Annotated in this window: 25 protein-coding genes and 1 pseudogene; 19 read left to right on the top strand and 7 right to left on the bottom strand. The window is 74.6% G+C overall.

The window, feature by feature from the left end:
- Window positions 1-84 precede the first annotated feature (84 nt).
- From AB0C33_RS46880 to AB0C33_RS46830, 11 genes are all read left to right on the top strand, one after another.
- Window positions 85-612, top strand: coding sequence for an EF-hand domain-containing protein (locus AB0C33_RS46880; protein WP_358300927.1), 528 nt, complete (start codon window positions 85-87; stop codon window positions 610-612).
- A 169-nt stretch (window positions 613-781) separates the two neighbouring features.
- The gene (locus AB0C33_RS46875) at window positions 782-1,987 is read left to right on the top strand and encodes a DegT/DnrJ/EryC1/StrS family aminotransferase (RefSeq protein WP_358300924.1); all 1,206 of its coding nucleotides are present in this window, start codon (window positions 782-784) and stop codon (window positions 1,985-1,987) included.
- Complete coding sequence (locus AB0C33_RS46870; protein ID WP_358300921.1) at window positions 1,984-3,123, top strand: DegT/DnrJ/EryC1/StrS family aminotransferase; 1,140 nt, start codon at window positions 1,984-1,986, stop codon at window positions 3,121-3,123. Before AB0C33_RS46875 ends, AB0C33_RS46870 begins: the two co-directional genes overlap by 4 nt.
- Window positions 3,120-4,046 (top strand): UbiA family prenyltransferase, encoded by a 927-nt coding sequence (locus tag AB0C33_RS46865; RefSeq protein ID WP_358300918.1) that lies wholly within the window; start codon window positions 3,120-3,122, stop codon window positions 4,044-4,046. Before AB0C33_RS46870 ends, AB0C33_RS46865 begins: the two co-directional genes overlap by 4 nt.
- Entirely contained in the window at window positions 4,043-5,323 is a 1,281-nt protein-coding gene (locus AB0C33_RS46860) for an FAD-dependent oxidoreductase (RefSeq protein WP_358300915.1), read from the top strand. Before AB0C33_RS46865 ends, AB0C33_RS46860 begins: the two co-directional genes overlap by 4 nt.
- 53 nt (window positions 5,324-5,376) lie before the next feature.
- Window positions 5,377-6,984: a class I adenylate-forming enzyme family protein gene (locus AB0C33_RS46855; protein WP_358300912.1), complete on the top strand. Its 1,608-nt coding sequence runs from the start codon at window positions 5,377-5,379 to the stop codon at window positions 6,982-6,984.
- A complete protein-coding gene (locus tag AB0C33_RS46850; protein WP_358300909.1) occupies window positions 6,975-8,741 on the top strand; it encodes a CoA transferase in 1,767 nt (588 codons plus the stop codon). Before AB0C33_RS46855 ends, AB0C33_RS46850 begins: the two co-directional genes overlap by 10 nt.
- On the top strand, window positions 8,742-10,403 hold the full coding sequence (locus tag AB0C33_RS46845; protein ID WP_358300906.1) for a fatty acid--CoA ligase family protein: 1,662 nt from the start codon (window positions 8,742-8,744) through the stop codon (window positions 10,401-10,403).
- On the top strand, window positions 10,400-11,197 hold the full coding sequence (locus AB0C33_RS46840) for a class I SAM-dependent methyltransferase (RefSeq protein WP_358300903.1): 798 nt from the start codon (window positions 10,400-10,402) through the stop codon (window positions 11,195-11,197). The genes AB0C33_RS46845 and AB0C33_RS46840 overlap by 4 nt, the downstream gene beginning before the upstream one ends.
- Window positions 11,197-11,625 carry a carboxymuconolactone decarboxylase family protein gene (locus AB0C33_RS46835; protein WP_358300900.1) on the top strand — a complete coding sequence of 143 codons (429 nt, stop codon included), beginning with the start codon at window positions 11,197-11,199 and terminating at the stop codon, window positions 11,623-11,625. The genes AB0C33_RS46840 and AB0C33_RS46835 overlap by 1 nt, the downstream gene beginning before the upstream one ends.
- A gap of 25 nt (window positions 11,626-11,650) precedes the next feature.
- Entirely contained in the window at window positions 11,651-12,820 is a 1,170-nt protein-coding gene (locus AB0C33_RS46830) for a hypothetical protein (protein WP_358300897.1), read from the top strand.
- Between the two features lie 4 nt (window positions 12,821-12,824).
- Here AB0C33_RS46830 and AB0C33_RS46825 read toward each other — a convergent pair whose 3' ends face one another.
- Window positions 12,825-13,478: an SDR family NAD(P)-dependent oxidoreductase gene (locus tag AB0C33_RS46825; protein WP_358300894.1), complete on the bottom strand. Its 654-nt coding sequence runs from the start codon at window positions 13,476-13,478 to the stop codon at window positions 12,825-12,827.
- A 77-nt stretch (window positions 13,479-13,555) separates the two neighbouring features.
- Between AB0C33_RS46825 and AB0C33_RS46820 the strand changes: the two genes are divergently transcribed.
- The gene (locus tag AB0C33_RS46820; RefSeq protein ID WP_358300891.1) at window positions 13,556-13,939 is read left to right on the top strand and encodes a MerR family transcriptional regulator; all 384 of its coding nucleotides are present in this window, start codon (window positions 13,556-13,558) and stop codon (window positions 13,937-13,939) included.
- Window positions 13,940-13,943: 4 nt separating this feature from the next.
- Window positions 13,944-14,399 carry a pyridoxamine 5'-phosphate oxidase family protein gene (locus tag AB0C33_RS46815; RefSeq protein WP_358300888.1) on the top strand — a complete coding sequence of 152 codons (456 nt, stop codon included), beginning with the start codon at window positions 13,944-13,946 and terminating at the stop codon, window positions 14,397-14,399.
- 13 nt (window positions 14,400-14,412) lie between these two features.
- Here the strand turns inward: AB0C33_RS46815 and AB0C33_RS46810 are convergent, their stop codons facing one another.
- Complete coding sequence (locus tag AB0C33_RS46810; RefSeq protein ID WP_358300868.1) at window positions 14,413-15,204, bottom strand: maleylpyruvate isomerase N-terminal domain-containing protein; 792 nt, start codon at window positions 15,202-15,204, stop codon at window positions 14,413-14,415.
- 98 nt (window positions 15,205-15,302) lie between these two features.
- Here AB0C33_RS46810 and AB0C33_RS46805 point away from each other — a divergent pair, with 98 nt between their 5' ends.
- Entirely contained in the window at window positions 15,303-15,851 is a 549-nt protein-coding gene (locus AB0C33_RS46805; protein ID WP_352326247.1) for a TetR/AcrR family transcriptional regulator, read from the top strand.
- Complete coding sequence (locus tag AB0C33_RS46800; RefSeq protein WP_358300865.1) at window positions 15,835-16,254, top strand: DUF5360 family protein; 420 nt, start codon at window positions 15,835-15,837, stop codon at window positions 16,252-16,254. The genes AB0C33_RS46805 and AB0C33_RS46800 overlap by 17 nt, the downstream gene beginning before the upstream one ends.
- On the opposite strand, the gene AB0C33_RS46795 is transcribed toward AB0C33_RS46800, so the two are convergent.
- Window positions 16,205-16,687, bottom strand: coding sequence for a VOC family protein (locus AB0C33_RS46795; RefSeq protein WP_358300862.1), 483 nt, complete (start codon window positions 16,685-16,687; stop codon window positions 16,205-16,207). The two genes, AB0C33_RS46800 and AB0C33_RS46795, sit on opposite strands and share 50 nt — an antisense overlap.
- A gap of 86 nt (window positions 16,688-16,773) precedes the next feature.
- Between AB0C33_RS46795 and AB0C33_RS46790 the strand changes: the two genes are divergently transcribed.
- Complete coding sequence (locus AB0C33_RS46790) at window positions 16,774-17,781, top strand: YafY family protein (protein WP_358300859.1); 1,008 nt, start codon at window positions 16,774-16,776, stop codon at window positions 17,779-17,781.
- Here the strand turns inward: AB0C33_RS46790 and AB0C33_RS46785 are convergent.
- Window positions 17,690-18,475: an alpha/beta fold hydrolase gene (locus AB0C33_RS46785; RefSeq protein WP_358300856.1), complete on the bottom strand. Its 786-nt coding sequence runs from the start codon at window positions 18,473-18,475 to the stop codon at window positions 17,690-17,692. The two genes, AB0C33_RS46790 and AB0C33_RS46785, sit on opposite strands and share 92 nt — an antisense overlap.
- Before the next feature lie 106 nt (window positions 18,476-18,581).
- On the opposite strand from AB0C33_RS46785, the gene AB0C33_RS46780 reads away from it, so the two are divergent.
- The gene (locus AB0C33_RS46780) at window positions 18,582-19,226 is read left to right on the top strand and encodes a TetR family transcriptional regulator (RefSeq protein WP_358300853.1); all 645 of its coding nucleotides are present in this window, start codon (window positions 18,582-18,584) and stop codon (window positions 19,224-19,226) included.
- Window positions 19,223-20,641 (top strand): MFS transporter, encoded by a 1,419-nt coding sequence (locus AB0C33_RS46775; RefSeq protein WP_358300850.1) that lies wholly within the window; start codon window positions 19,223-19,225, stop codon window positions 20,639-20,641. The genes AB0C33_RS46780 and AB0C33_RS46775 overlap by 4 nt, the downstream gene beginning before the upstream one ends.
- Before the next feature lie 214 nt (window positions 20,642-20,855).
- On the opposite strand, the gene AB0C33_RS46770 is transcribed toward AB0C33_RS46775, so the two are convergent.
- Entirely contained in the window at window positions 20,856-21,797 is a 942-nt protein-coding gene (locus AB0C33_RS46770) for a DUF5996 family protein (RefSeq protein ID WP_358300847.1), read from the bottom strand.
- Window positions 21,798-21,888: 91 nt separating this feature from the next.
- On the opposite strand from AB0C33_RS46770, the gene AB0C33_RS46765 reads away from it, so the two are divergent.
- Window positions 21,889-22,287 carry a MerR family transcriptional regulator gene (locus tag AB0C33_RS46765; RefSeq protein WP_352326258.1) on the top strand — a complete coding sequence of 133 codons (399 nt, stop codon included), beginning with the start codon at window positions 21,889-21,891 and terminating at the stop codon, window positions 22,285-22,287.
- On the opposite strand, the gene AB0C33_RS46760 is transcribed toward AB0C33_RS46765, so the two are convergent.
- Together AB0C33_RS46760 and AB0C33_RS46755 are read right to left on the bottom strand one after the other, a co-directional pair.
- The gene (locus AB0C33_RS46760; protein ID WP_358300844.1) at window positions 22,274-23,473 is read right to left on the bottom strand and encodes a hypothetical protein; all 1,200 of its coding nucleotides are present in this window, start codon (window positions 23,471-23,473) and stop codon (window positions 22,274-22,276) included. The genes AB0C33_RS46765 and AB0C33_RS46760 overlap by 14 nt on opposite strands.
- A 112-nt stretch (window positions 23,474-23,585) precedes the next feature.
- A pseudogene (locus tag AB0C33_RS46755) lies at window positions 23,586-24,244 on the bottom strand (phospholipid carrier-dependent glycosyltransferase); the annotation flags it as partial.

Below are 24,244 nucleotides of genomic sequence, written 5' to 3'. Positions count from 1 at the left end.
CCTTTTCGAGCCCACTAGAGGTCGCGTCCTTCCCCCCAAGATCCCCACCACGGCGGGCGGGCGCGTGTCACGAAAGGACAGACAATGGCTGCGGGCACCAAGACGACCAGCCGGCTGGAAGAGCGCTTCCGCCTCTGGGACAACGACGGCTCCGGCGCGATCGAGCGCTCCGACTTCGAGAACGAGGCCGACGGCATCATCGAGGGCCTGGGCGTGCAGGGGACGCCGCAGGCACATCAGCTGAAGCAGGCGTACCTGGCGATGTTCGACCACCTCGCGGGGGCGGTGGGCGCGTCGCGCCTCGACCAGGCGCAGTTCCTCCAGGCCGCCGAGCGAGAGATCATCAGCCGGGGCGACGACGGGTTCGCCCAGGTCGTGGGCCCGACCATCCAGGCCATCGTCAACGTCCTCGACCGTGACGGCGACGGCGAGGTCGACTCCTCCGAGATGGCCAAGTGGTTCGCGGCCATCGGGCTCGACGGCTCGGTCGCCGCCGAGGCCTTCCGGCAGATGGACACCGACGGCACCGGCAGACTCTCCGTCTCCGAGCTGGTCGCCGCCGTCCGCGACTACCACCTCGGCAAGAACGACATCCCTCTGCTCGGCAGGTGACCTAGGCCCGAGCAGGCCGAAGGGTCGCCCAGAGCCGCTGTCTCCGGGGCGGCTCCGCCGAGGGAGCCGTCCGGGGGCCTTGTCCCCGGGCGGCTCCGCCCGAAGAAGGGGCCGTCCGGGCCGCATCCCCGGGCGGCCCCGCCTCCACCATCGCATCAGGACGGGAACCTTGGAGAAAACGCTCTCTCCGCCCGGGGGCTCGCCGCCCCGCGCCGCCGCCGCTCCCATCCCCTTCTTCTCCCAGGCGGCGACGTTCGACCGGCTGTGGAAGGAGATCCGCGCCGGGTGCGTCGACGTGCTGGACCGCGGCAAGTTCTCCCACGGCGCGAAGGTCGCCGAGCTCGAACGCCGGCTCGCCCTGTGGACCGGCGCGGCGCACGTCGTCGGCGTCAACTCCGGCACCGACGCGCTGGTGCTGCTGCTGCGCGCGGCCGGCCTGCGGCCCGGCGACCAGGTCGTGGTGCCCGCCTACAGCTTCATCGCGACGGCCAGCTCCGTCGTGCTGGCCGGCGGCGTGCCGGTCTTCGCCGACATCGAGGAGCACGGCCACGGCATCGACCCGGCCTCCGTCGACGCCGTGGCCGGGCCGCGCACCACGATGGTCATGCCGGCGCACCTGTTCGACCGCCTGGCCGACCTGCGGGGCGTGTGCGAGGTCGCCCGGCGGCGCGACCTGACCGTGCTGGAGGACAGCGCCGAGGCCATCGGCATGCGCCTCGACGGCACGCACGCCGGGCTCGTCGGCGCGGGCGGCGTGTTGTCGTTCTTCCCGTCCAAGACGCTCGGGGCCATCGGCGACGCCGGAGCGCTGCTCACCGACGACGACGGCATCGCCGAGACCGCGCGGGCGCTGCGCCACCACGGCCGCGGCGGCCGCACCCTCGACCACTTCCCCGGCATCGCCAACCCCACGATCCTGCCCGGCTGCAACAGCAAGATGGACGACCTCCAGGCCGCCGTCCTGCTGGCCAAGCTCGCCAGGCTCGACGCCGACATCGCCCGCAGGTCCGAGCTGGCCACCCGTTACGACGCGCGGCTGCGCGACGTGCCCGGCGTGCTGGCCGTGCCGGGCGCGGCCCCGCCGCACCCGGGCGGCAACCGGGTCTGCTACGTCTACCTCGTCGAGGTCGAGTCCCGCGACGCCCTGGCGGCGCACCTGGCCGCGGCGGGCATCGGCACCGAGGTCTACTACCCGGTCCCGCTGCACCTCCAGCCCTGCTTCGCCCACCTCGGCCACGTCCGGGGCGACTTCCCGAGGGCGGAGGCGGCCTGCGAGCGGGCCCTCGCCCTGCCGCTCTACCCCGACCTGTCCGACGCCGCGGCCGACCGCGTGTGCGACGAGATCGAGGGCTTCTACCGAGGGCGGCGCGGATGAGCCGGGTGCCGTTCTTCGCCGCCGACCTGTTCGAGGCCGACCGGGCGACGCTGCTGCGCACGGTCTACGCCGTCGGCACCGGCGAGGCCCAGAAGTTCATCCTGGGCGAGCACACCGCCCGGTTCGAACGCGAGCTGCGCCACCGGCTCGGCGCGGCCGACGTCGTGGCCTGCTCCAGCGGCACGTCCGCGCTCACGCTGGTGCTGGCCGCCATGGACGTGGGCCCCGGCGACGAGGTCGTGGTGCCCGCCTTCGGCTGCGCCCCGCTGGCCGCCACGGTCGTCGGGGCAGGGGCGCGGCCGGTGTTCGCCGACGTCGACCCCGTGACGCTCACCGCCGACCCCGCCGCCGCCGAGTCACTGGTCACCGGGCGGACCAAGGCGGTGATGCCGGCCCACATGTTCTCCATGATGGCCGACATGCCGCGCTTCCGCGAGCTGGCCGACCGGCACGGCCTGCGGCTGGTCGAGGACTCCGCGCTGGCCCAGGGCGGCACGCTGGGCGGGCGGCCCGCCGGTCGGTGGGGGGACGCGGGCGTCTACTCGTTCGTGCAGGTCAAGACGTTCGGCATGCCGGGGGAGGGCGGGGTGGTGATCACCGACGACCCGGCCCTGGCGGCGCACGTACGGATGCTGCGCAACCACGGCCAGGACGGCGCCCGGCGCTTCCACCACCGCCGCGTCGGCCACAACAGCCGCTTCGACGAGGTGATGGCGGCCTTCCAGCTCCACCGGCTCGCCGGCCTGGACGACCGCCTGTCGCGCCGGGCCGAGATCGCCTCCTACTACTCCCGGCGTTTCGAGCCCCTGGCGGAACGCGGGATCGTGGCACCGCCCGTCGGAGGGGACGGGCGGTTCCACTACGTCTACACCGTGCTCACCGAGCACCGGGACGCGCTGGCGGCCCACCTGGCCGCCCACGACATCGCCACCCACGTCTACTACCCGCGCACGCTGCCCGCCCAGCCGGCCTTCGCCCGCTTCGCGCCGCCCGGCGCGTCCTGGCCGGTGGCCGAGTCCGCCGCCCGGCGCAACCTGTCGCTGCCGCTGCACCCGCGGCTCGCCGACGCCGAGGTCGAACGGATCGCCGACGCGGTCTGCGCGTTCGCCCACGGCTCCCCGCAGGAGAACCCATGACCGACCAGGTGGTCACCCGCGGCCTCGGCCCCTACGCGCGGCTGGCCAAGCTCGACATCTACGACTACTACCTGGGCCTGCCGCTGGTGTGGTCGCTGCTGCCGCCGGCCGGGCGATGGCAGCCGTACGCCGTCGGCCTGCTGCTGTCCGTGCTGATCGCCGAGGCGGCCGTGGTGGCCGCGATGGTCGGGTTCGACGACATCACCGGCCACCGCGACGGCAGCGACGCGGCCAACTACTCCTCCGACGCCGCCCGGCGCAGACTGGCCCGCAAACCGCTGGTCGCCGGCACGCTCACCGAGCGGCAGGCGCTGCGCTTCGCCTGGACGGCCACCGCGATCAGCGCCGTGCTGTGGGCCGCGGTCGTGGCCGCCGCCCCCCACCGGCCCGCGTGGGTGGTCGTGACGGCGGCGGCGTGCGTGGTCGCGGCCGTGCAGTACTCGTGGGGGCTCAAGCTCAGCTACCGGGGGTTCCAGGAGCTGTTCCTCGTCGGGCTCGGCGTGGGGTGGGTGCTGGTGCCGTACGGGCTGCTGACCGGGCAGGCGAGCGGGTTCGTGGCGGTGCAGGCGGTGCTCTTCGGGCTCGGGCCGATGATCTTCGGCCTGTACTCCAACACCAACGACGCCCGCGGTGACCGGGAGGCCGGGCGGTTCACCGTCGCGGCGCGGACGTCCCCGCGGGTCAACGCCGCCTTCGTCACCGCGGTGAGCGCGGCCGAGAGCCTGGTCGTCGGGTGGGCCGTGGCCGCCGGGGTCGCGCCCTGGTGGTTCCTGGGCGTGCTCGTGCCGCTGGTCTCCCTCCGCGTCACCCAGCTGGTGATCGGGTTCGTCCGCGCAGACGTGCTGCGGGCCCGGCGGGTGGCGATCCGCACCCACCGAGTCACCGTCGGCGTGCTCATCCTGGCCAACCTGGTCCTGGCATGAACGTGGACGTCGCGGTGGTGGGCGCCGGGCCGGCGGGCCTGGCGGCGGCGTACGCGCTGGACCGGGCCGGGCTCGCGGTCCGCGTCCTGGAGGCGGCCGAGGCGGTGGGCGGGCGGATGCGCACGCTCCGGGCGCGGGGCTGCCTGATCGACACCGGCGCCGAGATGTTGCCGTCCGCGGACGGCTACCCGGCCACCTGGCGGCTGATCAGGGCGGTCGGCCTCGACGCGGCGGCCGTGCCGAGGGTGCGCGACGCCGTCGGCGTGTGGCGCGACGGGCGCGTCCACCCGCACGTCGGCCGCCCGCTCGGGCTGCTCACGGGCGCCGGCCTGCCGCCGCGCGCCCGCCTCGACCTGGTACGCCTGCGCCTCCGCCTGGCCCGCGGCCGTCCGGGCCCGGAGGCGGCCACCGTCGCCGACCTGGTCGGGAAGTACCATCCCGACCTGCGCGCGTTTCTCGTCGAGCCGCTGGTCGCGGGGTTCTTCGGCTGGGACGCCGGGCGTTCGTCCGCCGCGGTCTTCGCCGAGCACCTGGCCAGCACCGGGAGCACGAACACCTGGCACACCTACCGAGACGGCATGGACACCCTGGCCAGGGTGCTCGCCGCCGGGCTCGACGTGGTCACCGGGCACGAAGTGACAGGGGTGGTCCCGTGCCCGGGAGGGGTGCGGCTGGAGTCGCCGCGGGGGAGCGTGAGCGCGCGGGCGGCGGTCCTGGCCGTTCCCGCGCCCGTGGCGGCCCGGCTGCACCCCGGCGCCCCGCCGGAGGAGCGGGCGTACCTGGAGGCGTGCACGTACGCGCCCATGCTGCGGCTCAGCCTCGTCCTGTCCCGGCCGGCGGCGCCCGGCCGGCGCGGGTTCGCCACGCTCGTGCCCGCGGCCGAGGACCCCGTGCTCAACGTGATCACCGTCGACCACCACAAGCACCCGGGCCGGGCCCCCGCCGGCACCGGGCTCATCTCGCTCATCACCTCGCCGCAGGGCACGGCCGCGCTCATGGGGGAGAGCGACGAGAAGGTCGCCGACCAGCTCGTCGGGCGCGCCGAGCGGTTCATGCCCGGCCTGGCCGGCCGGGTGGCCCGCTTCCACGTGCACCGCTTCCCGCACGGGCTGCCGGAGGCGACGCCGCGGGCGCTGGCGCTGCGGGCGGCGTTCGAGGGGCGTCCCGGGGCGGCGGTCGACTACGCCGGCGACTGGGTCGCCCTGCGGCCGTGCAGCGAGGGCGCGGTCGCGGCGGGGGAACAGGCCGCCGCGCGGGTGCTCGCCCGCCTGTCGTAGCCGCCCGCCCGCCGTCCGCCCGCTGTCCGCCCGCCTGTCAACGACGTACGCGCATGGAGAGAAAGCAGATGGCCTTCTTCACCCGGCCCATCGAGTTGGGCACCCTTTTCGACGACCTCGCCGATCGCGGACGCGGGACCGGCGTGCACGTGAGCCGTCCCCTGGACATCGCCCCCCACCTGGGCGCCGACCTCGACCTGCCGGACCTGGCCGAGCTGGTCAGGGAGGCGGCCGGCTGGCTGGCCGCCGCCGGCGCGCGCCGGGGTGACCGGGTCGCCGTCGTCAAGCGCAACCACTGGGACTACGTGCTGCTGTCCTGCGCCGCCGCGCGCATCGGGGCGGTGCCCGCCACACTGTCCGCCGACCTGCCGCCCGACGTGCTGGAGATCCTGCTCAAACGGCTGGAGCCCGCGCTGCTCGTCACCGACTCCGCCCTCGCCGCCCGGCCCGGCGTGGCCGTCCAGGCGCCGCGCACCCTGGTCCTCGACGGCACGGCGAAGGGGCTGCTGTCGCTGGACGACGTCCGCGGCTGGGCCGTGCCGCCGGTGCACCGGCCCGCGCTGGACGACCCGCTGGCCGTCATGCACACCTCCGGGACGACCGGGGTGCCCAAACTCGTCGTGCACTCCACCCGTACGCTGCTGCGCCGCTTGGCCGGGTTCGAGGCCCACCGGTGGCCGGTGCTGGGCAGCCGTCCCGACGACGTCGTGGCGAGCGCCATCTCCTTCGCCCACGGGCGGGCCCTGGCCTGGACCGCGAGCGTGTTGTGGCTCGGCCCCGCCAAGGTGCTGGCCGTCTCCGCGCCCGGCTGGGAGGAGGCCGGCCCGTTCCTGGCCCGGCACCGGCCCACGACGCTGGAGGCGCTGCCGGCCACGTACGTGCGGTGGCAGCGGCGCGCGCTCGGCGAGGCCGGCCCGTTCGCGCGGGTGCGCCTGTACATCAGCACGTTCGACGCCGTGCACCCGCCCACCGTGCGCGCCTTCCTGAACGCCACCCGGCGCCGGCGGCCGGTGTGGATGCAGGGCTGGGGGCAGAGCGAGACCGGGCCGCTCACCTTCCGCCTGCTCACCCGCCGGTCCATGGCGGACGACGACGGCCGCCACCCCACCACGCGCGACCTCGGACGTCCGGTGCCCACGCGGACCCGGCTGCGGGTGGTGGACCGCGAGACGTTGCGTCCGCTGCCGCGCGGCGCGAGCGGGCTCGTGGTCTGCCGCACCAAGGCCCTGTGCCTCGGGTACGTCGGCGAGCAGGAACGGTGGCAGGGCAAACGGCTCGGAGGGTGGTGGCACACCGGGGACGTCGGGACGCTCAGCCGTACCGGCCGGGTGCGGTTCGTGGACCGGGAGACCGACACGATCCCCGGCGCGAGCTGCGTGGAGCTGGAGGACGTGATCGACGACCGGCTGCCCGAAGTGCTGGAGTGCGTGATCCTGGGCGTTCCCGGACGGCCGTCCCTGCCGGTCGTGGTCACCGAGGACGGCGGCCTCGACCGCGACGCGTGGCGGCGGGCCGTCGCCGACCTGCCCGAACTGGCAGACCCCGTGGTGATCACCTGGGACCAGGTCCCCCGCACCGGCACGGGCAAGGTCCGCAGGACGGCGCTGCGCGAGCTGCTGGGCGAGACCCCCGACACGTACGGCACCGGGCGGTGGACGTGACGCCGGGGACGCGGGCCGCCGGCCGGTCCGTCGCCGAGCGGGAGGCGGTCGCCTGGCCGCTGGCGGGCGTGGTCGTGCGGGCGCGCGGCGAGTCGGTGGCGTTGCGGGTGGCCGTCCAGCGGTTGTGCGCGCTGGGCTGCGAGGTCCGGTTCGACGGCGCGCCGCCGCCGGACGGGTCGCCCGCCGGGTGGCTGGGGGTCGCCTCCGCGCCGTTCGGCAGGCCGGGGGAGGCGCTGCCGGAGTGCGGGATCGGCTGGTCGGGGCCGGTCGGGGTGCCGATGGAGGGCGAGCGCGACGTGCAGGCGGCCTGCGGGATCGCCCACGTGCACGGGCGGGCCGCCGGCGGGCCGAGGGCGCTGCGCCTGGACTACGCGTCGGTGTGCGCGGGGGTGCTCACCGCCCAGGCGCTCACGGCGGTCCTGCTCGCCCTGCTGCGGGGCGGGCCCGCGCTGGCGGCGCGCACGTCCGTGGCGCAGGCGGCGCTGCTCGCGCTCACCCAGTACATCGCCGTCGCCACCTGTGAACGCTGCGACCCGCCCCTCTCCGCCGGACGCGTGCCGTCCCCGGGAGCGGGGCGGGTGCCGCCGTTCCGGTCGGCGGACGAGGTGCGGTTCGAAATCGAGACGTTCGACGCGGAGTGCTGGCGGCGGTTCTGGGACCTGCTCGGCGCCGAGCCGAGGGCCGCGGCGGCGGGCTGGCCGCCGTTCCAGCAGCGGTTCGCGACGGCGACCTGCACGCTGCCGGCCGGGCTGGGCCGGACGGCCGCCGCCGCCGGTTACCGGGACGTCGTGGCGGCCGCCGCGGACGCCGGCGTCAGCGTGCTGCCCGTACGGGACGCGGACGCGCCGCTGGCGCCCCCGCCCGCCTCGCCGTGGCGGCTGCGCGCGCTGACCGAGGCCGCCACCGAGGACGCCACCGAGGCCGCCGCCGGGGAGCCGGCCGGCCTGCCGCCGCTCGCCCGGGACGCCCGGGGCCCGCTGGCCGGGCTGCTCGTCGTGGAGTCCACCAACCGGGTGCAGGGACCGCTGGCCGGACACGTGCTCGGCCTGCTCGGCGCGGACGTCGTACGCCTTGAGCCGCCCGGCGGGGACCCGCTGCGCGGCGTGCCGCCCATGGCGGGGCCGACCTCGGCCCGGTTCCTCGCGCTCAACCGCGGCAAACGCGCCCTCGAAGCCGACCTCAAGTCCGCCGCCGGACGCCGGGCCGCCCTGCGCCTGATCGCCTGCGCCCACGTGTTCCTGCACAACTGGCCGCCCGGACGGGCCTGCTCGTACGGGCTGGACCACGACGACCTCGCGCCCGTCCGGCCGTCCCTGGTGTACGCGCAGGCCGGGGGGTGGGCCGAGGCGCTGCCCCCGCCGCAGCCCATGGGCACCGACTACCTGGTGCAGGCCTACAGCGGGGTGGCGGCGCGGCTGGCCGGACCCGGCGAGCAGCCCGCGCCGTCCCTGATGACGCTGACCGACGTGCTGGGCGCGCTGATCAGCGCGGAAGCCGTCGTCGCGGCGCTGGTGGCGCGCGCCCGCACCGGCGCCGGCGTCCGCGCCGGGACGGCGCTCATCGACGCGGCCCGCCTGCTGCGCGCCACCCCGCCCGGGACGCCGCCGGGGATCCGGGAGACCGCGCCCGTGACGGATCTGGCCGCCATGGCCGACGACCCGGCGTTCCACCGGGTGCTCGACCGTACCCCGCAAGCCGCCTACAGCCGTGCCCCCTGGACGTTCGTGCCAGCCCCCCACCACGAGGAGGCCCTCTGAATGCGTACCGACCCCCTGCCCTGGACGTCGGCCAACGGGATCGTCCTGGCCGACCGCGTGCCCGCGGGCGTGCGCGCGGCGTGGACCGCCCGCGGCCTGTGCCCCGGCCTGGACCTGTACAGCCTGTTCAGCCGGCACGTGCGGCGCACGCCGGAGCGCGAGGCGGTCGCCGACGAGACCGGCTCGCTCGACTTCGCCGGCTTGGACGCCCGCGTGCGCCGGGCCGCCGCCGCACTGGCCGCCGCCGGGCGGGGAACGGCCGACATCATCGCCGTCCTGCTGCCCAACGGGCGCGACGCGGTGGTGGCCGAGCTGGCGGTGGCCGCCGTCGGCGCGGTGGCCCTGCCCATCCCGCACACGCGGGGACGGCGCGACATCGCGGGCCTGCTGAACAGGTCCCGGGCGGCCGCGCTGATCACCGTGCCCGAGCTGGCCCTGGGGCTGCGGGCCGGGCTGCCGTACCTGGAGCAGACGTGGACGTTCGGCCCGCCCACGCCCGGCGCCCGATCGCTCGACGAGGTGGCCGAGCACGACGTCCGCGCGTGGCGGCCCGCGTGCCCGGACGCCGAGCGGCCCGCCCGGATCCTGCTCTCCTCCGGCACCGAGTCCGAGCCGAAGATGGTCGCCTACTCCCACAACGCCATGGCCGGCGGCCGGGGCGCCTACCTGCGGGCCGTGCTGGGCGAGGACGGGCCCACGCGCAACCTGCTGCTGGTCTCGCTGGCCTCCTCGTACGGCTCCTGCGGCACCTCCGTCCTGCTGGCCCGGCACGGCGGCACGCTGATCCTGCGCGCCCGCTTCGACGCCGCCGACGCGTTGCGCGCCGTCGAGCGGCACCGCCCCACCCACCTGTACGGCGTCCCGACGATGTTGCGCCGCATGGCCGACTCGGCGGCCGAGGCCGACCTGTCGTCGCTGCGCCGCGTCGTCAGCAGCGCCCAGCCCCTGCACGGCGAGGCCAGGCAGGCGTGCGCCCGCCGCTTCGGCGTGCCGCTCGTCAACGTGTACGGCTCCACCGACGGCGTCAACTGCCACACCGGCCGCGCCCCGGACCGGTGGGCCCCCGGCCTGGCCGGAACCCCGGACCCCGCCGTCGCCGAGATCACGATCCGGGACGCCGAGGGCGAGCCGGTGCCGCCGGGCGAGCCGGGCGAGATCTGGGCCCTCGGCCCGATGACCCCCCTGTGCTACGTCGCCGCCCCCGACCTGGACGACCGCTACCGCGCCCCCGGCGGCTGGGTCCGCACCGGCGACCTGGGCCGCCTCGACCCCGACGGCACGCTGTGGGTCCTCGACCGGATCAAGCGCGTCGTGATGCGCGGCGGCCTCAGCATCTCCCCGGCCGAGGTCGAGCGCGAGCTCAGCGCCCATCCCGACGTCGCCGACGCCTTCTGCGTCCCGGTGCCGGACGACGACCTGGGGGAGCGCATGTGCGCCTGCGTGTCGCCGCGGCCCGGCGCGAGACCGCCGTCCCCGGCCGAGCTGATCGTCTACCTGCGCGAGGAACGCGGCCTGGACCGGCGCAAACTTCCCGAACGGTTCCTCTGGCTGCCCGAACTGCCGCTCGGCCCGACCGGCAAGGTCTGCGCCGCCACCCTCACCCGCCTGGCCGCGCAGTCGGCGGTGCCCGTCCCGCGCAGCCCGATGAGGAGCGGCCGATGAGCCGGACCGCCTACGTGTTCGGCGAGCGCCGCGACCACGTCGCCGAGCAGCACCGCTGCCTGGAGCTGGCCTACGACCCGATGACCATCGAACGCCTGGCCGAGGCGGGCGTCGGGCCCGGCATGCGGTGCCTGGAGGTGGGCGCGGGCGGCGGCAGCGTGGCGGAGTGGCTGGCCCGCCGCGTCGGATCGGCCGGGAGCGTGCTGGCCACCGACGTCGAGCCCGCCTTCGAGCCCGTGGCCCCACGGCTGGAGGTGGTCAGGCACGACATCGTCCGCGACCCGCTGCCGGAGGCCGCGTTCGACGTGGTGCACGCGCGGCTGGTGCTGCTGCTCCTGCCGGAGCGGCTGGCCGTGCTGGACCGGCTCGTCCGGGCGCTCAAGCCGGGCGGCGTGCTGCAGCTGGACGAGTTCGACATCACCTACGGCCCCGGGCTGCTGATGCCCGACCCGGCCTCGGCCGAGCTCTACGAGACGTTCATGCAGGCCAAGATCCGCGTGATGACGCGCGCCGGGGTGGACGTGGCCTGGGGACGTCACGCGGCGGCGGCGATGCGGCGGGCCGGGCTGACCGGCGTCGACCCCAGGCCCCGGGTGGAGTCGTGGGACGCGCGCTCGCCCGGGGCGCGGCTGGTCGCCCACCACACCAGGCATCTGCGCGACCGGTTCGCCGAGGAGGGACTGACCGACCGGCAGCTCGCCGACGTGCGCGCGCTGCTGGCCCATCCGGACTTCCGCGCCACCTCGTGCGTGACCTACTCCGTGCAGGGCCGCCGTCCCCTGGAGGTGGCGTGATGCGCATCGACCTGCACGGCGCCGCGCCCGGCGTGCACGCCGCGATGGCCCGCTTCGACGCCGCCGCGAGCCGGGAGCTCGATCCCGCGCTCGCCGAGCTGGTCCGGGTGCGGGCCTCGCAGCTCAACGGCTGCGCGGTCTGCCTGGGCCTGCACACCCGCGCCGCCCTGGAGGCGGGCGAGGACGCCGAACGCCTGCACACCCTCGCCCTCTGGCGCGACAGCACCCTGTTCACCGGGCCCGAACGCGCGGCGCTGGCGCTCACCGAGTCGATGACCAGGATCGCCGAGGCCGGGGTGCCGGAGGAGGTGTTCGACGCGGCCCGCGAGCACTTCGACGAGACCGCGCTGGCCCACCTGCTGTGGACGATCGCCGCCATCAACGTCTGGAACCGGGTGGCGATCGCCGCCGGTCTACCCGCCGGATAGGCGGCGGCTGTGGCACGATCGAGGCATGCTATCCCGTACGGAGGTGGCCTTAGCGGGCCTGATCGTGCTCACGCTGACCGGCGGTTGCGCCGACCCGGCGACCCAGCGGGTGTCCCTGATGAACGACCCGTCCGCGCCGCCGTCGTCCAGCCTGGCGCCGGCCATGCCGCGCGTCGCCACGGACGCCCCGGCGATGCCGGGCGGGACTCCGTCGCCGTCGTACTTCCGGCCGCCGCCGTTGGTTCCGGCGACCTCCCTGGCCGAGCCCATGGCGACGGGCAAGCCCCTGACGGCGACCGGGCCGCCGCGCTTCTTCGTCGCCGCCCGGACGCCGATCTTCTCCTTTGCGGACTCGTCCAAGACGGCAACTGCCACGCCGGTGCCGCCCGCCGTGAACGACGCCGTGACGGGCGCCTTCGTGGCGGCCGTGCCGCTGCCGCCCGGGGTGCGCTCGTCCTGGCACCTCGTCGCCGCCGCCCCCGACAACCGCACGTTCGTGCTGGCCGGATGGACGGGGCTGGACACGCCACTCCGGCTCTTCCGCATCCGTCTCGACGAGAAGGGACGGCCCGGCGAGCCGGAGCTCGTGCCCGACCTGGAACCCGAGCCAGACCAGGTGACCGCGATGGCGCTCAGCCAGGACGGCACCAGGCTCGCCTACACCGTCACGCTCATCGGCGGCGGGACGAAGGTGGCTGTCCTCGATCTGGCCACCGGGCGGCGGCGGGACTGGGTCACCCGGGAGAGCACCGCCGTCATGGGCCTGGCCTGGGCCCCCGACGGACGGCGGGTGGCCACGGTGCTGGGCCGAGGGGGCCTCAGCGTGCTCGACCTGGGGAACGCGGGCACCGATCTGATCGCCGCGTCGCGGCCGGTAAGGCCGGACAGGGCGGTGTGGAGCCCCCAGTCGGTGGCCTTCACCCCCGACGGGGGCGCCCTGCTCTACTCCGCCGGTCACGACGTCGAGCGGGTGCCGATCGCGGGCGGCCGGCCCCAGGTGGTGGCCCGGCTGACCCTGCCGCGGGGAGCCTCGCTGGGCCTTCGCTTCAGCATCGACGGGACCGGCAGGCAACTGCTGTACACGGACGGGTGGCGGGCGCACCGGGTCGACCTCGCCGACGGGTCCGCCACGTCGGTCCCGATCGACGCGGGCGAGCGCTCGGGGGAGGGCGAGTCACCGGTCGCCGCCTGGTGAGGGGTCAGGCGCCGAGGTGCTGGGCCTCGTGTTCCCATTGGTCGCGGGGCTGGGTGTGCAGACGCCAGTAGTGCTCGGCGATGTCGTCGGGGTCGAAGGCGGTGCCCGGGGCGACCACGCCGGCCACCGTGACGCTGGCCACGTGCACGCCGTCCGCGCCGTACTCCTGGTCGAGCAGGGGCACCAGGGTTCGTACGCCGGCCTTGCCCAGTGACAGGCTCACGTAGTCCGGCTTGGGATGCGGCATGCCGCCGGTGACGATGAACGTGCCGCCGCCGCGCCCGGCCATCCCCGGCGCCACGTGGGCGGCGGCGGTGAGCGCCCCGACGACGTTGACCGCGTACGCGTCGAGCTGGGCGCGCGCCGGCAGCTCCCCGGGCCGGTCGGCCTGGACGATCGCGGCGTTGTACACCACGACGTCGGGCGGGCCCAGCTCGGCGGCCGTCTTGTCGAGCGCGGCGCGCAACGCGTCCTCGTCGGTGCTGTCGGCGACCGCCGTGGCGACCGGCACCCCGTAGGAGGACAGGGACGCCGCCGCCGACTCCACCGTCCGCGCGCTGCGCGCGATCAGGCCGACCGGCAGCCCCTCGGCGGCGAACCGGCGCGCCACCGCCTGCCCGATCCCCGGCCCCGCCGCGATGATCACTGCTCCGGACACCTTCATCTCCCATCTGTAGTGGCGACAATGGGGACGATAAAGGGTCACATCCATGTGAAGGTCAACCCGGAGGTTCCATGCGAATCGGCGATCTCGCCCGGCAGACCGGAGTGAGCCGCAGGCTGCTGCGCTACTACGAGGACCAGGGCCTGCTCACACCGCTGCGCCGGCCGAACGGCTACCGCGAGTACGCCGAGTCCGACGTCGCGGAGGTGCGCCACATCCGCGCGCTGCTCGAAGCCGGCCTGCCCACGTCGGTCATCACCAGGGTGCTGCACTGCGTCCACGACGACGGCGCCGACATGGTGCCCTCCTCCTGCCCCGAGATGATGGACAACCTCAACCGCGAGCGCGCCCGCATCAGCGGCGAGATCAGCCGCCTGGCGGCTTCGCGGAAGGCGCTCGACTCCATGCTCGCCACCGCCCGCGAGCCTGCCGAGAGGAAGCATCCGCCCAGGTGAGAGGATGGACGGCATGGATCTGGGGGCCATCCGGACGATGAGTCGCGAGGAGTGCCTGACGCTGCTGTCCACGGTTCCCGTGGGCCGGGTGGCGTGGGCGCGGCCGGGCGGCACGATCATCGTGCTGCCGGTGAACTTCACGCTCGACGCCGACACCGTCGTGTTCCGGATCCCGCCCGGCCGCATCCTGGAGGCGATCGAGCACCGTGTGCCGATGGCGTTCGAGGTCGACGACATGGAGCCGGCCATGCGCACCGGGTGGAGCGTGCTGGTGACCGGTGTCGCGGAGGTCGTCCGGGATCGGGAGGAGGCCGGGCGGCTGGAGCGGCTGACCGGCGCGCCCTGGCCGGAGCTGGCCGATCCGGTGCTCGTCCGGCTGCCGTTGCACCGCGTGTCCGGGCGTCGCCTGCCGCTGCATCCGGGCGGGGTGGTGGTCGAGCGCCTCGGCGGGGAGGCGTGAGGCCGCGGCAGGCTCACACCGGCGGGACGAGCGTGAAGTAACGGTCGAGCAGGGCCCGGTCGCCGCGGACGTCGAGCCGGTCGGCGGGCAGCCGGCGCCACAGGTGCAGCAGCAGGTCGGAGGCCGTTCCGACGAGCTCTACCGCGCCCGTCGAGTCGCCGGTGAGCCGGACGTCGTCGCCGTCGAAGCACACCGCCCACACTCCCGGCCCGTCGCTCTGGCGGAACAGGTAGCGCTCGCCCGCGCCGGGCAGGGCCTGCGTCCAGGACCTGCGGGCCGGGGCCATCACCTCGAAGACCTGGGTGACGGCGTCGGCGGCGAACGCGGCGTCGATCGGGGCGGCCGTGCCGAGCGCGTTCTCGGCGTCCCAGCGGTGGACGGCCGCCTCGATGGCCTGCATGCGCTGCCAGAACCCGACGGTCTGCTCGGCGGACCACGTCCAGGCGGGGTCGTCGGGGGAGGCGGCGGAGAAGCGCGCTCCGAGCCGCGCGGCGCCCTCGGCGAACCAGTCGAGCACGGCCGGGGGCACCGGCCCGGTGTTGGGCGCGCGGTCGGGATGGGGCCAGTCGCCGAAGTCCGCCGGCAGGCCGAGGACGGCGACGTCGGCGGGGTCGGGCAGCCCGGGAAGGCGCTCGTCGATGACGGCGTGCACGTGCCGGTGCACCGCGCCCAGGTGGATGACCAGGTCGGCGACCGACCACCCGGGACAGGACGGCACGAGGGGCGCGCCACCCGACGCGGTCGCCCGCCGCGCGGCCGCCTCGAACGCACGTGCCTCGCGGTGGAAGTGCGCGACATGATCCATGGACTCGCTCCGATCGGCTGGGTGCGGAGGTCGGATGACGTTTATGCGCGGGACGGAACCGCTCGAAACTGTACCGGTCGGCCGGTACAGTAATGGCCATGCCACGACCCAGTTCCAAGGACCGGCTGCTCGACGCCGCCGCCGACGTGCTGCTGACGGAGGGCGCGGAGTCGCTGACGCTGGAGGCGGTCGCCCGGCGGGCGGGCGTCTCCAAGGGCGGCCTGTTCTACCACTTCCCGACCAAGCAGGCCCTGGTCGCCGCCATGGTCGCGCGGCTGACCGACGCCTTCGACCAGGCGCTGGCGGCGGCGGGCGGCCGGCCGGGCGACTTCCTGCGGGCGTACGTGCGGGCCACGATCCCCGAACGGCACACCGCCTCCGTCCCGGCCGACCGGGTCACCGTCGCGCTGCTGGCGGGCGTGCTGGTCGACCCGGCCGGGCTGGAGCCGCTGCGCGAGCGGTTCGCCGCCTGGCAGGCCCGGCTGGCCGACGACGGCATCGACCCGGCCGCCGCGACCGCCGTCCGGCTGGCGGTGGACGGCTGGTGGGCCGCCCGCCTGCTCGGCCTCGGCGAACCCGGCCCCGGCCTGCACGAACCCACCCGCCGCTACCTGATGGAGGCCATCGATCGTGCTGCGCGCGACTAAGGCGTTGATGCTGCTGACGGATGTCGGCTTCGTGGCCTACTTCACGATCACCGGCCTCGGCCTGATCCCGCCCGAGTGGGCCTTCGCCGACTATGCCGATCCGCTGATGGCCGACTGGAACTGGTCGTTCCTCTGGATCGACCTCCTGGCCAGCGCCACCGGCCTGACCAGCCTGTGGCTGCTGCGCCGGCGCTCGCCAGCGGGCGAGCCGCTGATGCTGGTCTCGCTGGTGCTGACGGCGGCCTCGGGGCTGATGGCGATCGCGTTCTGGACGCTGCGCGGCGACTTCTCGCCCGCCTGGTGGATCCCCAACCTCTACCTGCTGCTCTTCCCGCTGCCGGCGATCGCCGCGCTCACCGCCCGGGGAAGAATTCCGCGCTCTGGACGTATTCCATCGCCCTGACGAACCCGGGGTCGGCCAGGCGGCGCTCCGCCTCCTCGGCGGAGACGTCCTCGACGTGGGTCTGGATCCACCACAGGTTGCCCAAGGGGTCGCGCACCCGGCCGACGAGGTCGCCGAAGAACAGGTGCGTGACGTCGGTGACGGACGTGCCGCCCGCCTCGACCGCGCGGCGGTGGACGGCTTCCGCGTCGGGCACGTACAGGCGGAGGAAACCGGGCGTCGCGGGCCATTCGGGCCGGGCGTCGAACATCATCACCACGGCGTCCCCGATCCGCACCTCGGCGTGCTGGACGTCGCCGTCCGGGCCGGTCATCCGGCCCAGCTCGACGGCGTCGAAAGCGGCCTTGAGCCAGTCGATCAGCCCGGCCGTGTCGCGCGAGATGATCCACGGCGTCACGGTGGTGTAGCCCTCGGGGACAGGGTTGACGGTCATGATGTGCCTCCTCGATCGGTGCGTCGAGACGACGTTAGAAGGCCAGTAGGTCAATTCTCGTCCTACATCGGCGGCATTCTTGGACCATGACGTCCTTGCGGTTGCTGAGCCTGCTGTCGCTGCTCCAGACCCCGCGCGAATGGCCGGGCGGCGAGCTGGCCGAGCGGCTCGGGGTCAGCCGCCGCACGGTCCGGCGCGACGTCGAGCGGCTGCGCGACCTCGGCTACCCGGTGGTCGCCACCATGGGCGCGGACGGCGGCTACCGGCTGGTCGCGGGCGCGGCCATGCCGCCGCTGCTGCTGGACGACGAGGAGGCCGTCGCCATCGCCGTGGGCCTGGTGACCGCGGCCCGGCATCCCGTGCAGGGCATCGAGGAGGCGTCGGTGCGCGCGCTGGCCAAGCTGGAGCAGGTGCTGCCGTCCCGGCTGCGCCACCGGGTGGCCTCGCTCGGCGCCGCGACCGTCCCGCTGCCCGGCGCCGAGGGGTTCGACGTCGATCCGGGCCGGCTCACGACGCTGGCCATGGCCGTCGCGAACCGCGAACAGGTGCGCTTCCGGTACCTGGCGGGCGACGGCGCGCGCAGTGCCCGGCTTGTGGACCCGTACCGGCTGGTGGCCGCCGGGCGGCGCTGGTACCTGCTGGCCCACGACCACGACCGGGACGACCGGCGGCTGTTCCGCGTCGACCGCATGGACGACGTACGGGCCACGGGCGCCCGGATCACCACGACCGAGCCGGCGGACCCCGCCGCGTACGTCGCCGCCAAGCTCTACTCGGGCGCGCCCACGTACGAGGCGGTGGTGACCCTGCACGCGCCCGCCGAGGTCGTGGCCCGCGCGATCCCCGGCGAGCTCACCCCGCTGGACGCGCACACCTGCCTCCTGCGCGCCTCCGCCGACACCCTGGACTGGCTGGCCTTCCGGCTGATCACGCTCGGCTGCGAGTTCGAGGCGCACGAGCCGCCCGAGCTCGTCGCCCACCTTCAGGGGCTGGCCGCCCGGCTCACCCGCGCGAGCGCGCCAGGAACTCCAGCACCAGCGGGCTCGCCACCTCGCGGAACTCCTCGAAGTAGGCGTGCCGCGCCCCCTCGATGAGCCGCAGCTCCGCCCCCGGGATGCGCCCGGCCAGCAGCGGGGCGTTGGCGGCCGGGTTGAACACGTCGTCGGCGCCGTGCACGACCAGCGTCGGCGCGGTGATGGCGGGCAGCACGGCCCAGGCGTCGTGCCCGGCGCTGGCGGCCAGGTGGCGGCGGCGCGCGTGGGCGGGCATGCCCGGATCGCCCACCGTCCGGTACGGCCCCGGATGCGTGGCCAGCCAGCCCGGCGTGTACATCAGCTCCAGCAGCGCCCGCCCGGCGGCGGCCCGGTCGGGTTGCGCGAGCGCCCTGCGCACGTCGGCGCCGCGTTCCAGGCCGTGGACGCCGCCGGGGGAGGTGCAGCCGAGCACCAGCGCCCCGACCCGGCCGGGATGGTCGGCGGCCAGCCACTGGGCCACCCGGCCGCCCATCGACGTGCCGTAGACGTCGGCGCGGGCGACGCCCAGCTCGTCGAGCACGGCCAGCACGTCTTCGGCGAACCCGCGGGTGGTGTAGGGCTCGTCGGGCTTGTCGCTGTCGCCGGTGCCGCGGTAGTCGAAGGTGATCGTGCGGTGGGCGCGGTCGAAGTCGTCGCGGACCGGGTCCCACCAGCGGTGGTCGTTGGCCTGGCCCTGGAGCAGCACGAGCGCGGGACCGCTGCCGCGGACCTGGTAGGACAGCTTGACGCCGCCCGTCGTCATGGCGAAAGGCACGCCTTCGATGGTGTCACGGCGACGCCCGTGCCCTTGACGGAGTGAGTGCTCACTCCGTACCGTTGACGGTATGACGAACGAGACGAGCCGGCGGAGAGCGCCGGCGATGAGCCCAGAACGACGCCGCGAGATGATCGTTAAGGCCGCCCTCCCCCTGGTGGTGGAGTACGGCACCTCCGTGACCACCGCCCAGGTCGCCCGCGCGGCCGGCATCGGCGAGGGCACGATCTTCCGCGCCTTCGGCGACAAGGAGGCGCTGCTCGCCGCCTGCATGGCCGAGGCGCTGCGCCCCGACGACACCCTCGCCCACGTGTCCGCGATCTCCCTCGACCTGCCGCTGGCCGACCGGCTGGTGGAGGCCGCCGAGGCACTGCGCGGCCACCTGGCCAGGATGGGCGCGGTCGCGGGCGCCCTCGCCACCACGGGCGGCCTGCGCCGCCCCGCCCCCGGAGGCGAGCCCCGCCCGGCACCCGGAGGCGAGGCCCGCCCGGCACCCGGAGGCGAGCCCCGCGCCGCCGAGGGGGGCGGGCGGCCCGGGTCCGGGCGGGAGGAGTCGATGGCTGCCTCCCGCGAGGCCCTGGCCGGGCTGTTCGAGCCCGAGCGCGACCGGCTCAGGCTGGCCCCCGAGCGCCTGGCCGAGGCGTTCCAGTTCCTGGTGATGGCGGCCGGCCGCGGCCCGTCCCCGCTGGGCTCGGAAGAGCTGGTGGACCTGTTCCTGAACGGCGCGCTCGGGACGGGCGAACGCCCTTGACCGACCTCTACGAGGACCTCGCGCCCCGCCGCCGCACGGCGGTCACCTTCGCCTTACTCGGCTGCGCCTTCCTGGGCATGCTCGACGGCACCGTCGTCGGCACCGCGCTCCCGCGCATCGTCGCGCAGGTCGGCGGCACCACCTCCTGGTACGTCTGGCTGATCACCGCCTACCTGCTCACCTCGTCGGTGAGCGTCCCCATCTACGGCCGCTTCTCCGACCTGTACGGCCGCCGCCGCCTTCTCCTCTCCGGCCTCGCGATCTTCCTGGGCGGCTCCCTGGCCTGCGGGCTCGCCGGCTCGATGGAGGTCCTGATCGTCAGCAGGGCCGTCCAGGGGGTCGGCGCGGGCGCGCTGCTCACCCTGGGCATGGCCCTGATCCGCGACCTCCATCCGCCGCACCGGAGCGAGGGCCTGATCCGCATGCAGACCCTGCTGGCCGCCATGATGATCGTCGGCATGGTCGGCGGGCCGCTGGTCGGGGGCCTGCTGGCCGACCACGCGGGCTGGCGCTGGGCGTTCCTGGTCAACCTGCCCGCCGGGGCGCTCGCGGCCGCGCTGATCGCGCTGCTGCTGCCCGACCGGCGTCCGCCGCGCACCTCGGGCAGGCTCGACGCGGCCGGGATCGCGCTGCTCACCGCGGGCCTGTCGCTGGTGCTGATCGGCCTGAGCCTCAAGGGCAACACCGGCCGCGGCTGGAGCGACCCGGCCGTGCTCGGCTCGCTGCTCGGCGGGGTGGCGCTGCTGGTCGCGCTCGTCCCCGTCGAGCGGCGGGCGGACACGCCGGTGCTGCCGCCGCGGCTGATGCGCCGCCGCACGTACGCGGCGCTGCTCGCGGGCGGGTTCTTCTTCCAGGTGGCGGGGCTGCCCGCGGGCGTGCTGCTGCCGCTGTACCTCCAGCACGTGCGCGCCTACTCGGCCACGGTGTCCGGCCTGCTGCTGCTCCCGATGCTGGTGGGCATGATCGCCGGGAACCGGCTGACGGCCGTCCTCGTGCTGCGGTCCGGCCGTACCAGGCCGGTGCTGCTGACCGGGGCCGCGCTGGTCACCGCCGGCACGCTCGCCTTCGCCGCGCTCGGGCCGGGCACCTCGCCGTACCTGGTCGGGGTCTGGCTGCTGCTCGTGGGGCTCGGCACGGGCCCGGCCATGGGCGGGCTCACCATCGCCACGCAGGGCAGCGTCCCGCACGCCGACATGGGCGCGGCCACCGCGGGTTCGGCGTTGTCGAAGCAGCTCGGCGGCTCCTTCGGCCTGGCCTGCGCCCAATCGCTCATCGGCGCGCAGGTCAGTGCGGCGGCCGTGGGCTCCACCGTCGCCTGGACCGGCGGTGTCGCGGGCCTGCTGGCCTTCGCCGTCCTGCTGCTGGTCCGCGAGAGCGGGTTGCCGGCCCGGCAACCGGCCGCCGTCCGGACCTGAGCGGAATCGGGGGGAACGCGGGGAATGTTCCTGGAGGAACCCCCGTTACATAAACCGTGGCCGGTGTGTCCAGTGTCCCCGGGCCTCACCTATTGCCTTCGCGGACTACCGTTCGGCTGGAGCCGCGTTGTGCCTTTCGCCGAGAGGCGACCTGCACACCGGTACACGCACACGTGGAAGCCCGCCCTCTCCGGAGGGCGGGCTTTCGCGTCGTTCACACCGGGCGGTTCTTCACGTAGTACGGGTCGGTGATGCCGCCGGGGCAGGCCACCTCCTCGACGTCCAGGTGGGTCAGCTTGGCCCCGGCCTGGTAGGCGCTCTGCAGGAACTCCAGCACGCTCGCCACCGGATCGCCCATGGCGCGCACGTCGTCGTAGCGCAGCACGGCCAGATGGCTGCCGCGCGCGGGCAGCCACTCGGCCTGCTCGGGCAGCAGCGGCTCCCGCTCCAGCCCCTTCGGCTCCGGCGCGGTGTAGGAGTAGAACGCCGGCCAGGGCCGTTCCTTGTCGCCGAACCAGAACCCGGCGCTGATCACCTCCCGGCTGTACGCCTCCCGGGTGACCGGGTCGGCCTCCTCCGGCACGTCGGCCGGGCGTCCGGTGAAGAGGGTGACCGCGATGTCGAACGTGTGCCAGAAGTGGTGCACCGGGCTGACCTTGCCGCCGAAGTCCGCGGCGAACCGGTCGAGCAGCTGCGCCACCTGCGACAGGATCCGCCAGTAGCGGTTGATCAGGACCGGGTCGTAGTGCGCGTGGCGGGTGTCCTCGGCGAACGGCGTCTCGTCGTCCAGGTCGTACGGCACCGCCCAGATCTCCGGCCGGATCCCCAGGTCGGCCAGCGTCTGGAAGAGCCGGGACTGGAACGCGGCCACCGACAGCCCGATCATGCTGAACTCCGCGCTGCGGCCGTCCAGCACGTCGATCACCAGGCGGTGGCGGACGAGGTCGAAGTCCACGCAGAACAGCGGCTGCTCGCCGAGCCCGCCCATGGGACGCGTCGTCAGGCCGCGCCCGGTCAGATGGAACGGCACCTGCCACCAATGGTTACGCCGGTTACTCACCGTCAGCCGGATTTTCCCGACGATCTGCGCGAAGCGGTGGAAGGTCTCCTTGGTGTCGGCCCACTCTTCGAGTGGCATGGCCGGAAAGAGCTCCATGTGTCCATCGTAACTACGCTGCGTAACCATTCTTCGGGGGGTCTCCGCTAATATCCGGCTTGAAGGGTGGTTCAAGTCGAGGAGCCGGGGCATGCGGGACACGTTGATCGACATTGGCGAGGTGGCCAGGCGTACCGGGCTGGCCGCGTCCGCGCTGCGCTTCTACGAGCGCAAGGGGCTCATCGAGGCCGAGGGCCGCAACGGCCTGCGCCGCGTCTACCTGCCCGAGACGCTTGACCGGCTGGCGCTGATCACCTGCGCCCGCGACGCCGGATTCACGCTGTCGGAGATCGCCGAGTTCCTGCGCGCCCGGCCGGCGGACACGCGGCTGCGCGAGCGCATGGCCGCCAAGGAACGCGAGGTCGACCAGCGGGTGCGGCAGCTCACCCGGCTGCGTGACAGCCTGCGCCACGCGGCCGTGTGCGAGCACGACCCGCTGGTCGAGTGCCCCGAGTTCAAGCAGGCCGTGAAGGCGGTCAGCCAGAGCTGACGTACTTGCGCGGGCGCAGGGCGTGGGCGCGCAGCGCGGCCAGGGCCGCGTACTGGCCGGGCCGGTCCATCCGGACGACCAGGTCGTCGCTGTAGGCCAGGCCCAGCGCGGTGAGCTGGGAGACCAGGTCGGCGACCGGCGCGGTGACGTCGTCGAGGCTCGTGGCCGGGTGCCAGCCCTCGCCGCCCACCACCTCGGCCACCCGTTCGCGCAGCTGGGCGGGGGACATCAGGACGCCGTCGGCCAGCAGCATGAGCGTGGCCTCGCGGGCCGAGACCTCGAACTCGTGCTCGCCCCTGGCCAGCAGCAGCCGGGTGACCGCCTCCCACATGGCCTCCGGCGAGCCCAGCAGGTGCCGGCCGTAGTCGGTGATGGCCAGCCGGGCGCCGTCGCGGCTGATCGCGCCGAGCTCGCGCTCGGCCAGCTCACGCAGCCGCAGCGCCGCGGGCGAGGGGGCCAGCCGGAGCGGCAGGCTGCCCTCGGAGGCGGCCAGGGACAGCAGCTTGCGCAGGGCGGGCAGGGGTTGCGGCGTCACCGGCGCGTGCAGGCGCACCTCGAACGGCTGCGCCAGCTCCCGCCTGGCCGGGCCGCGGCCGAGCACCCAGCGGTTGAGCCGTTCGCCGTGCACGCGGTTGAGCCAGCTGTCGCCGCCCAGCTCGGCGCGGGGCTCGGTGAGCCAGCGGCGGGTGAGCGCGCCGCGGTCGACGTCGTCGCCGGCGACGATCGCCAGTTCGAGCGCCGCGGAGCAGGCCACGTGCGCGCCCAGCTCCTCGGGGCCCATGATCATGCTCCACTGCAGCTCGGGCACGTCGGGCGGGAGCACGCCCGTGGCCTCCAGGGCCTTCTGGTAGGCGCTGGTGCCGGCGTCCTCGCCCTCCTGGGCGTAGGTGCGCAGGATCTGCGCGGTGGTGGGGGACACGCACAGGGCGGCGTAACGTTCCATGCCGCCGAGTTGCAGCAGCCGTGCCAGTGAGCGGGACAGGCGTTCGTGGTCGCCTCCGGGCCGGAGCGGGCCCACCTTGATCGGAAGCGTGTACCAGAGGAACTCGCAGACGTCGAGCTGGGTCACCGTCTCCAGCGGTTCCCCACCCGTCAACCATTCGACGGCGGTCCTGGCCTCCTCGGCCAGGTCCGGCTGAGATCGCTCCAACTCGGCGAGAAGGGCGGTGACATCCGGTGCACTCATGCCTCGAAGTTTGCCGTATCGAACCCAGCTATGACGATGACCGAATGCGGTGCGTATTGGGTCTTGCACAGCGACTACCCTACGAAACCGATGTTTACCTACAGTGAGCGGGTCAGATCCATCGTTTGTCGAACAGCATCCGGGCCTTCCACTCGGTGTACGGGATCACTTCGGCGGACAGGATCGGGTGCAACCACCAGAAGTTGATCAGTGCCAGCAGCGCGTACGCGCCGACCACCGCGGCCCCCAGCGTGCGGCGCATCGGCATGGCCCCGCTCTCCGTCGGCGTGGCGGGCCCGATGAGCAACCCGGCGCACAACGTCAGCGCCAGGATCATGAACGGCACCATGGGGATCGCGTAGAACAGGAACATCGTGCGGTTCTCGGAGATGGCGAAGTAGAACCAGGGCAGCCAGCCCATCGCGTACGCCAGCAGCACGGCCCCCGCCCGCCAGTCGCGCGAGGAGACGTACCAGGCGATCAGGGCCACCAGCGCGGCCAGCGCGCCGAACCAGATCACCGGCGTGCCCACGCCGAGCACCGCCTCCGAGCAGTCCTTGGCCCCGCACACGTTCTGCTTGCCCTCGTAGAAGAAGGCCACCGGACGCAGCAGCAGCGGCCACTGCCACGGCTCCGACATGTACGGATGGGACGTCTCCAGCCCGTTGTGGAAGGAGAAGACCTGCCACTGGTACTGGACCCATGAGCGCATGGAGTCGAACAGGAAGAAGAAGGGGCCGGAGGAGGTGGCCTGGTCCCAGTTGCGGCCGT

Source organism: Nonomuraea sp. NPDC048881 (assembly GCF_040649795.1).
Taxonomy (GTDB): domain Bacteria; phylum Actinomycetota; class Actinomycetes; order Streptosporangiales; family Streptosporangiaceae; genus Nonomuraea.
This window is presented reverse-complemented; position numbering and strand designations above follow the sequence as displayed.

What these genes read in the sequence shown, in the direction of transcription:
- AB0C33_RS46820 (WP_358300891.1), top strand. Translation starts at nt 13,556, where the DNA reads ATGCGAATCGGCGATCTCGCCCGGCAGACCGGAGTGAGCCGCAGGCTG.
- AB0C33_RS46835 (WP_358300900.1), top strand. Translation starts at nt 11,197, where the DNA reads ATGCGCATCGACCTGCACGGCGCCGCGCCCGGCGTGCACGCCGCGATG.
- AB0C33_RS46770 (WP_358300847.1), bottom strand. Translation starts at nt 21,797, where the DNA reads ATGGAGCTCTTTCCGGCCATGCCACTCGAAGAGTGGGCCGACACCAAG.
- AB0C33_RS46880 (WP_358300927.1), top strand. Translation starts at nt 85, where the DNA reads ATGGCTGCGGGCACCAAGACGACCAGCCGGCTGGAAGAGCGCTTCCGC.
- AB0C33_RS46760 (WP_358300844.1), bottom strand. Translation starts at nt 23,473, where the DNA reads ATGAGTGCACCGGATGTCACCGCCCTTCTCGCCGAGTTGGAGCGATCT.
- AB0C33_RS46810 (WP_358300868.1), bottom strand. Translation starts at nt 15,204, where the DNA reads ATGGATCATGTCGCGCACTTCCACCGCGAGGCACGTGCGTTCGAGGCG.
- AB0C33_RS46865 (WP_358300918.1), top strand. Translation starts at nt 3,120, where the DNA reads ATGACCGACCAGGTGGTCACCCGCGGCCTCGGCCCCTACGCGCGGCTG.
- AB0C33_RS46830 (WP_358300897.1), top strand. Translation starts at nt 11,651, where the DNA reads ATGCTATCCCGTACGGAGGTGGCCTTAGCGGGCCTGATCGTGCTCACG.
- AB0C33_RS46855 (WP_358300912.1), top strand. Translation starts at nt 5,377, where the DNA reads ATGGAGAGAAAGCAGATGGCCTTCTTCACCCGGCCCATCGAGTTGGGC.
- AB0C33_RS46845 (WP_358300906.1), top strand. Translation starts at nt 8,742, where the DNA reads ATGCGTACCGACCCCCTGCCCTGGACGTCGGCCAACGGGATCGTCCTG.
- AB0C33_RS46815 (WP_358300888.1), top strand. Translation starts at nt 13,944, where the DNA reads ATGGACGGCATGGATCTGGGGGCCATCCGGACGATGAGTCGCGAGGAG.
- AB0C33_RS46790 (WP_358300859.1), top strand. Translation starts at nt 16,774, where the DNA reads ATGACGTCCTTGCGGTTGCTGAGCCTGCTGTCGCTGCTCCAGACCCCG.
- AB0C33_RS46780 (WP_358300853.1), top strand. Translation starts at nt 18,582, where the DNA reads ATGAGCCCAGAACGACGCCGCGAGATGATCGTTAAGGCCGCCCTCCCC.
- AB0C33_RS46765 (WP_352326258.1), top strand. Translation starts at nt 21,889, where the DNA reads ATGCGGGACACGTTGATCGACATTGGCGAGGTGGCCAGGCGTACCGGG.
- AB0C33_RS46870 (WP_358300921.1), top strand. Translation starts at nt 1,984, where the DNA reads ATGAGCCGGGTGCCGTTCTTCGCCGCCGACCTGTTCGAGGCCGACCGG.
- AB0C33_RS46805 (WP_352326247.1), top strand. Translation starts at nt 15,303, where the DNA reads ATGCCACGACCCAGTTCCAAGGACCGGCTGCTCGACGCCGCCGCCGAC.
- AB0C33_RS46795 (WP_358300862.1), bottom strand. Translation starts at nt 16,687, where the DNA reads ATGACCGTCAACCCTGTCCCCGAGGGCTACACCACCGTGACGCCGTGG.
- AB0C33_RS46840 (WP_358300903.1), top strand. Translation starts at nt 10,400, where the DNA reads ATGAGCCGGACCGCCTACGTGTTCGGCGAGCGCCGCGACCACGTCGCC.
- AB0C33_RS46860 (WP_358300915.1), top strand. Translation starts at nt 4,043, where the DNA reads ATGAACGTGGACGTCGCGGTGGTGGGCGCCGGGCCGGCGGGCCTGGCG.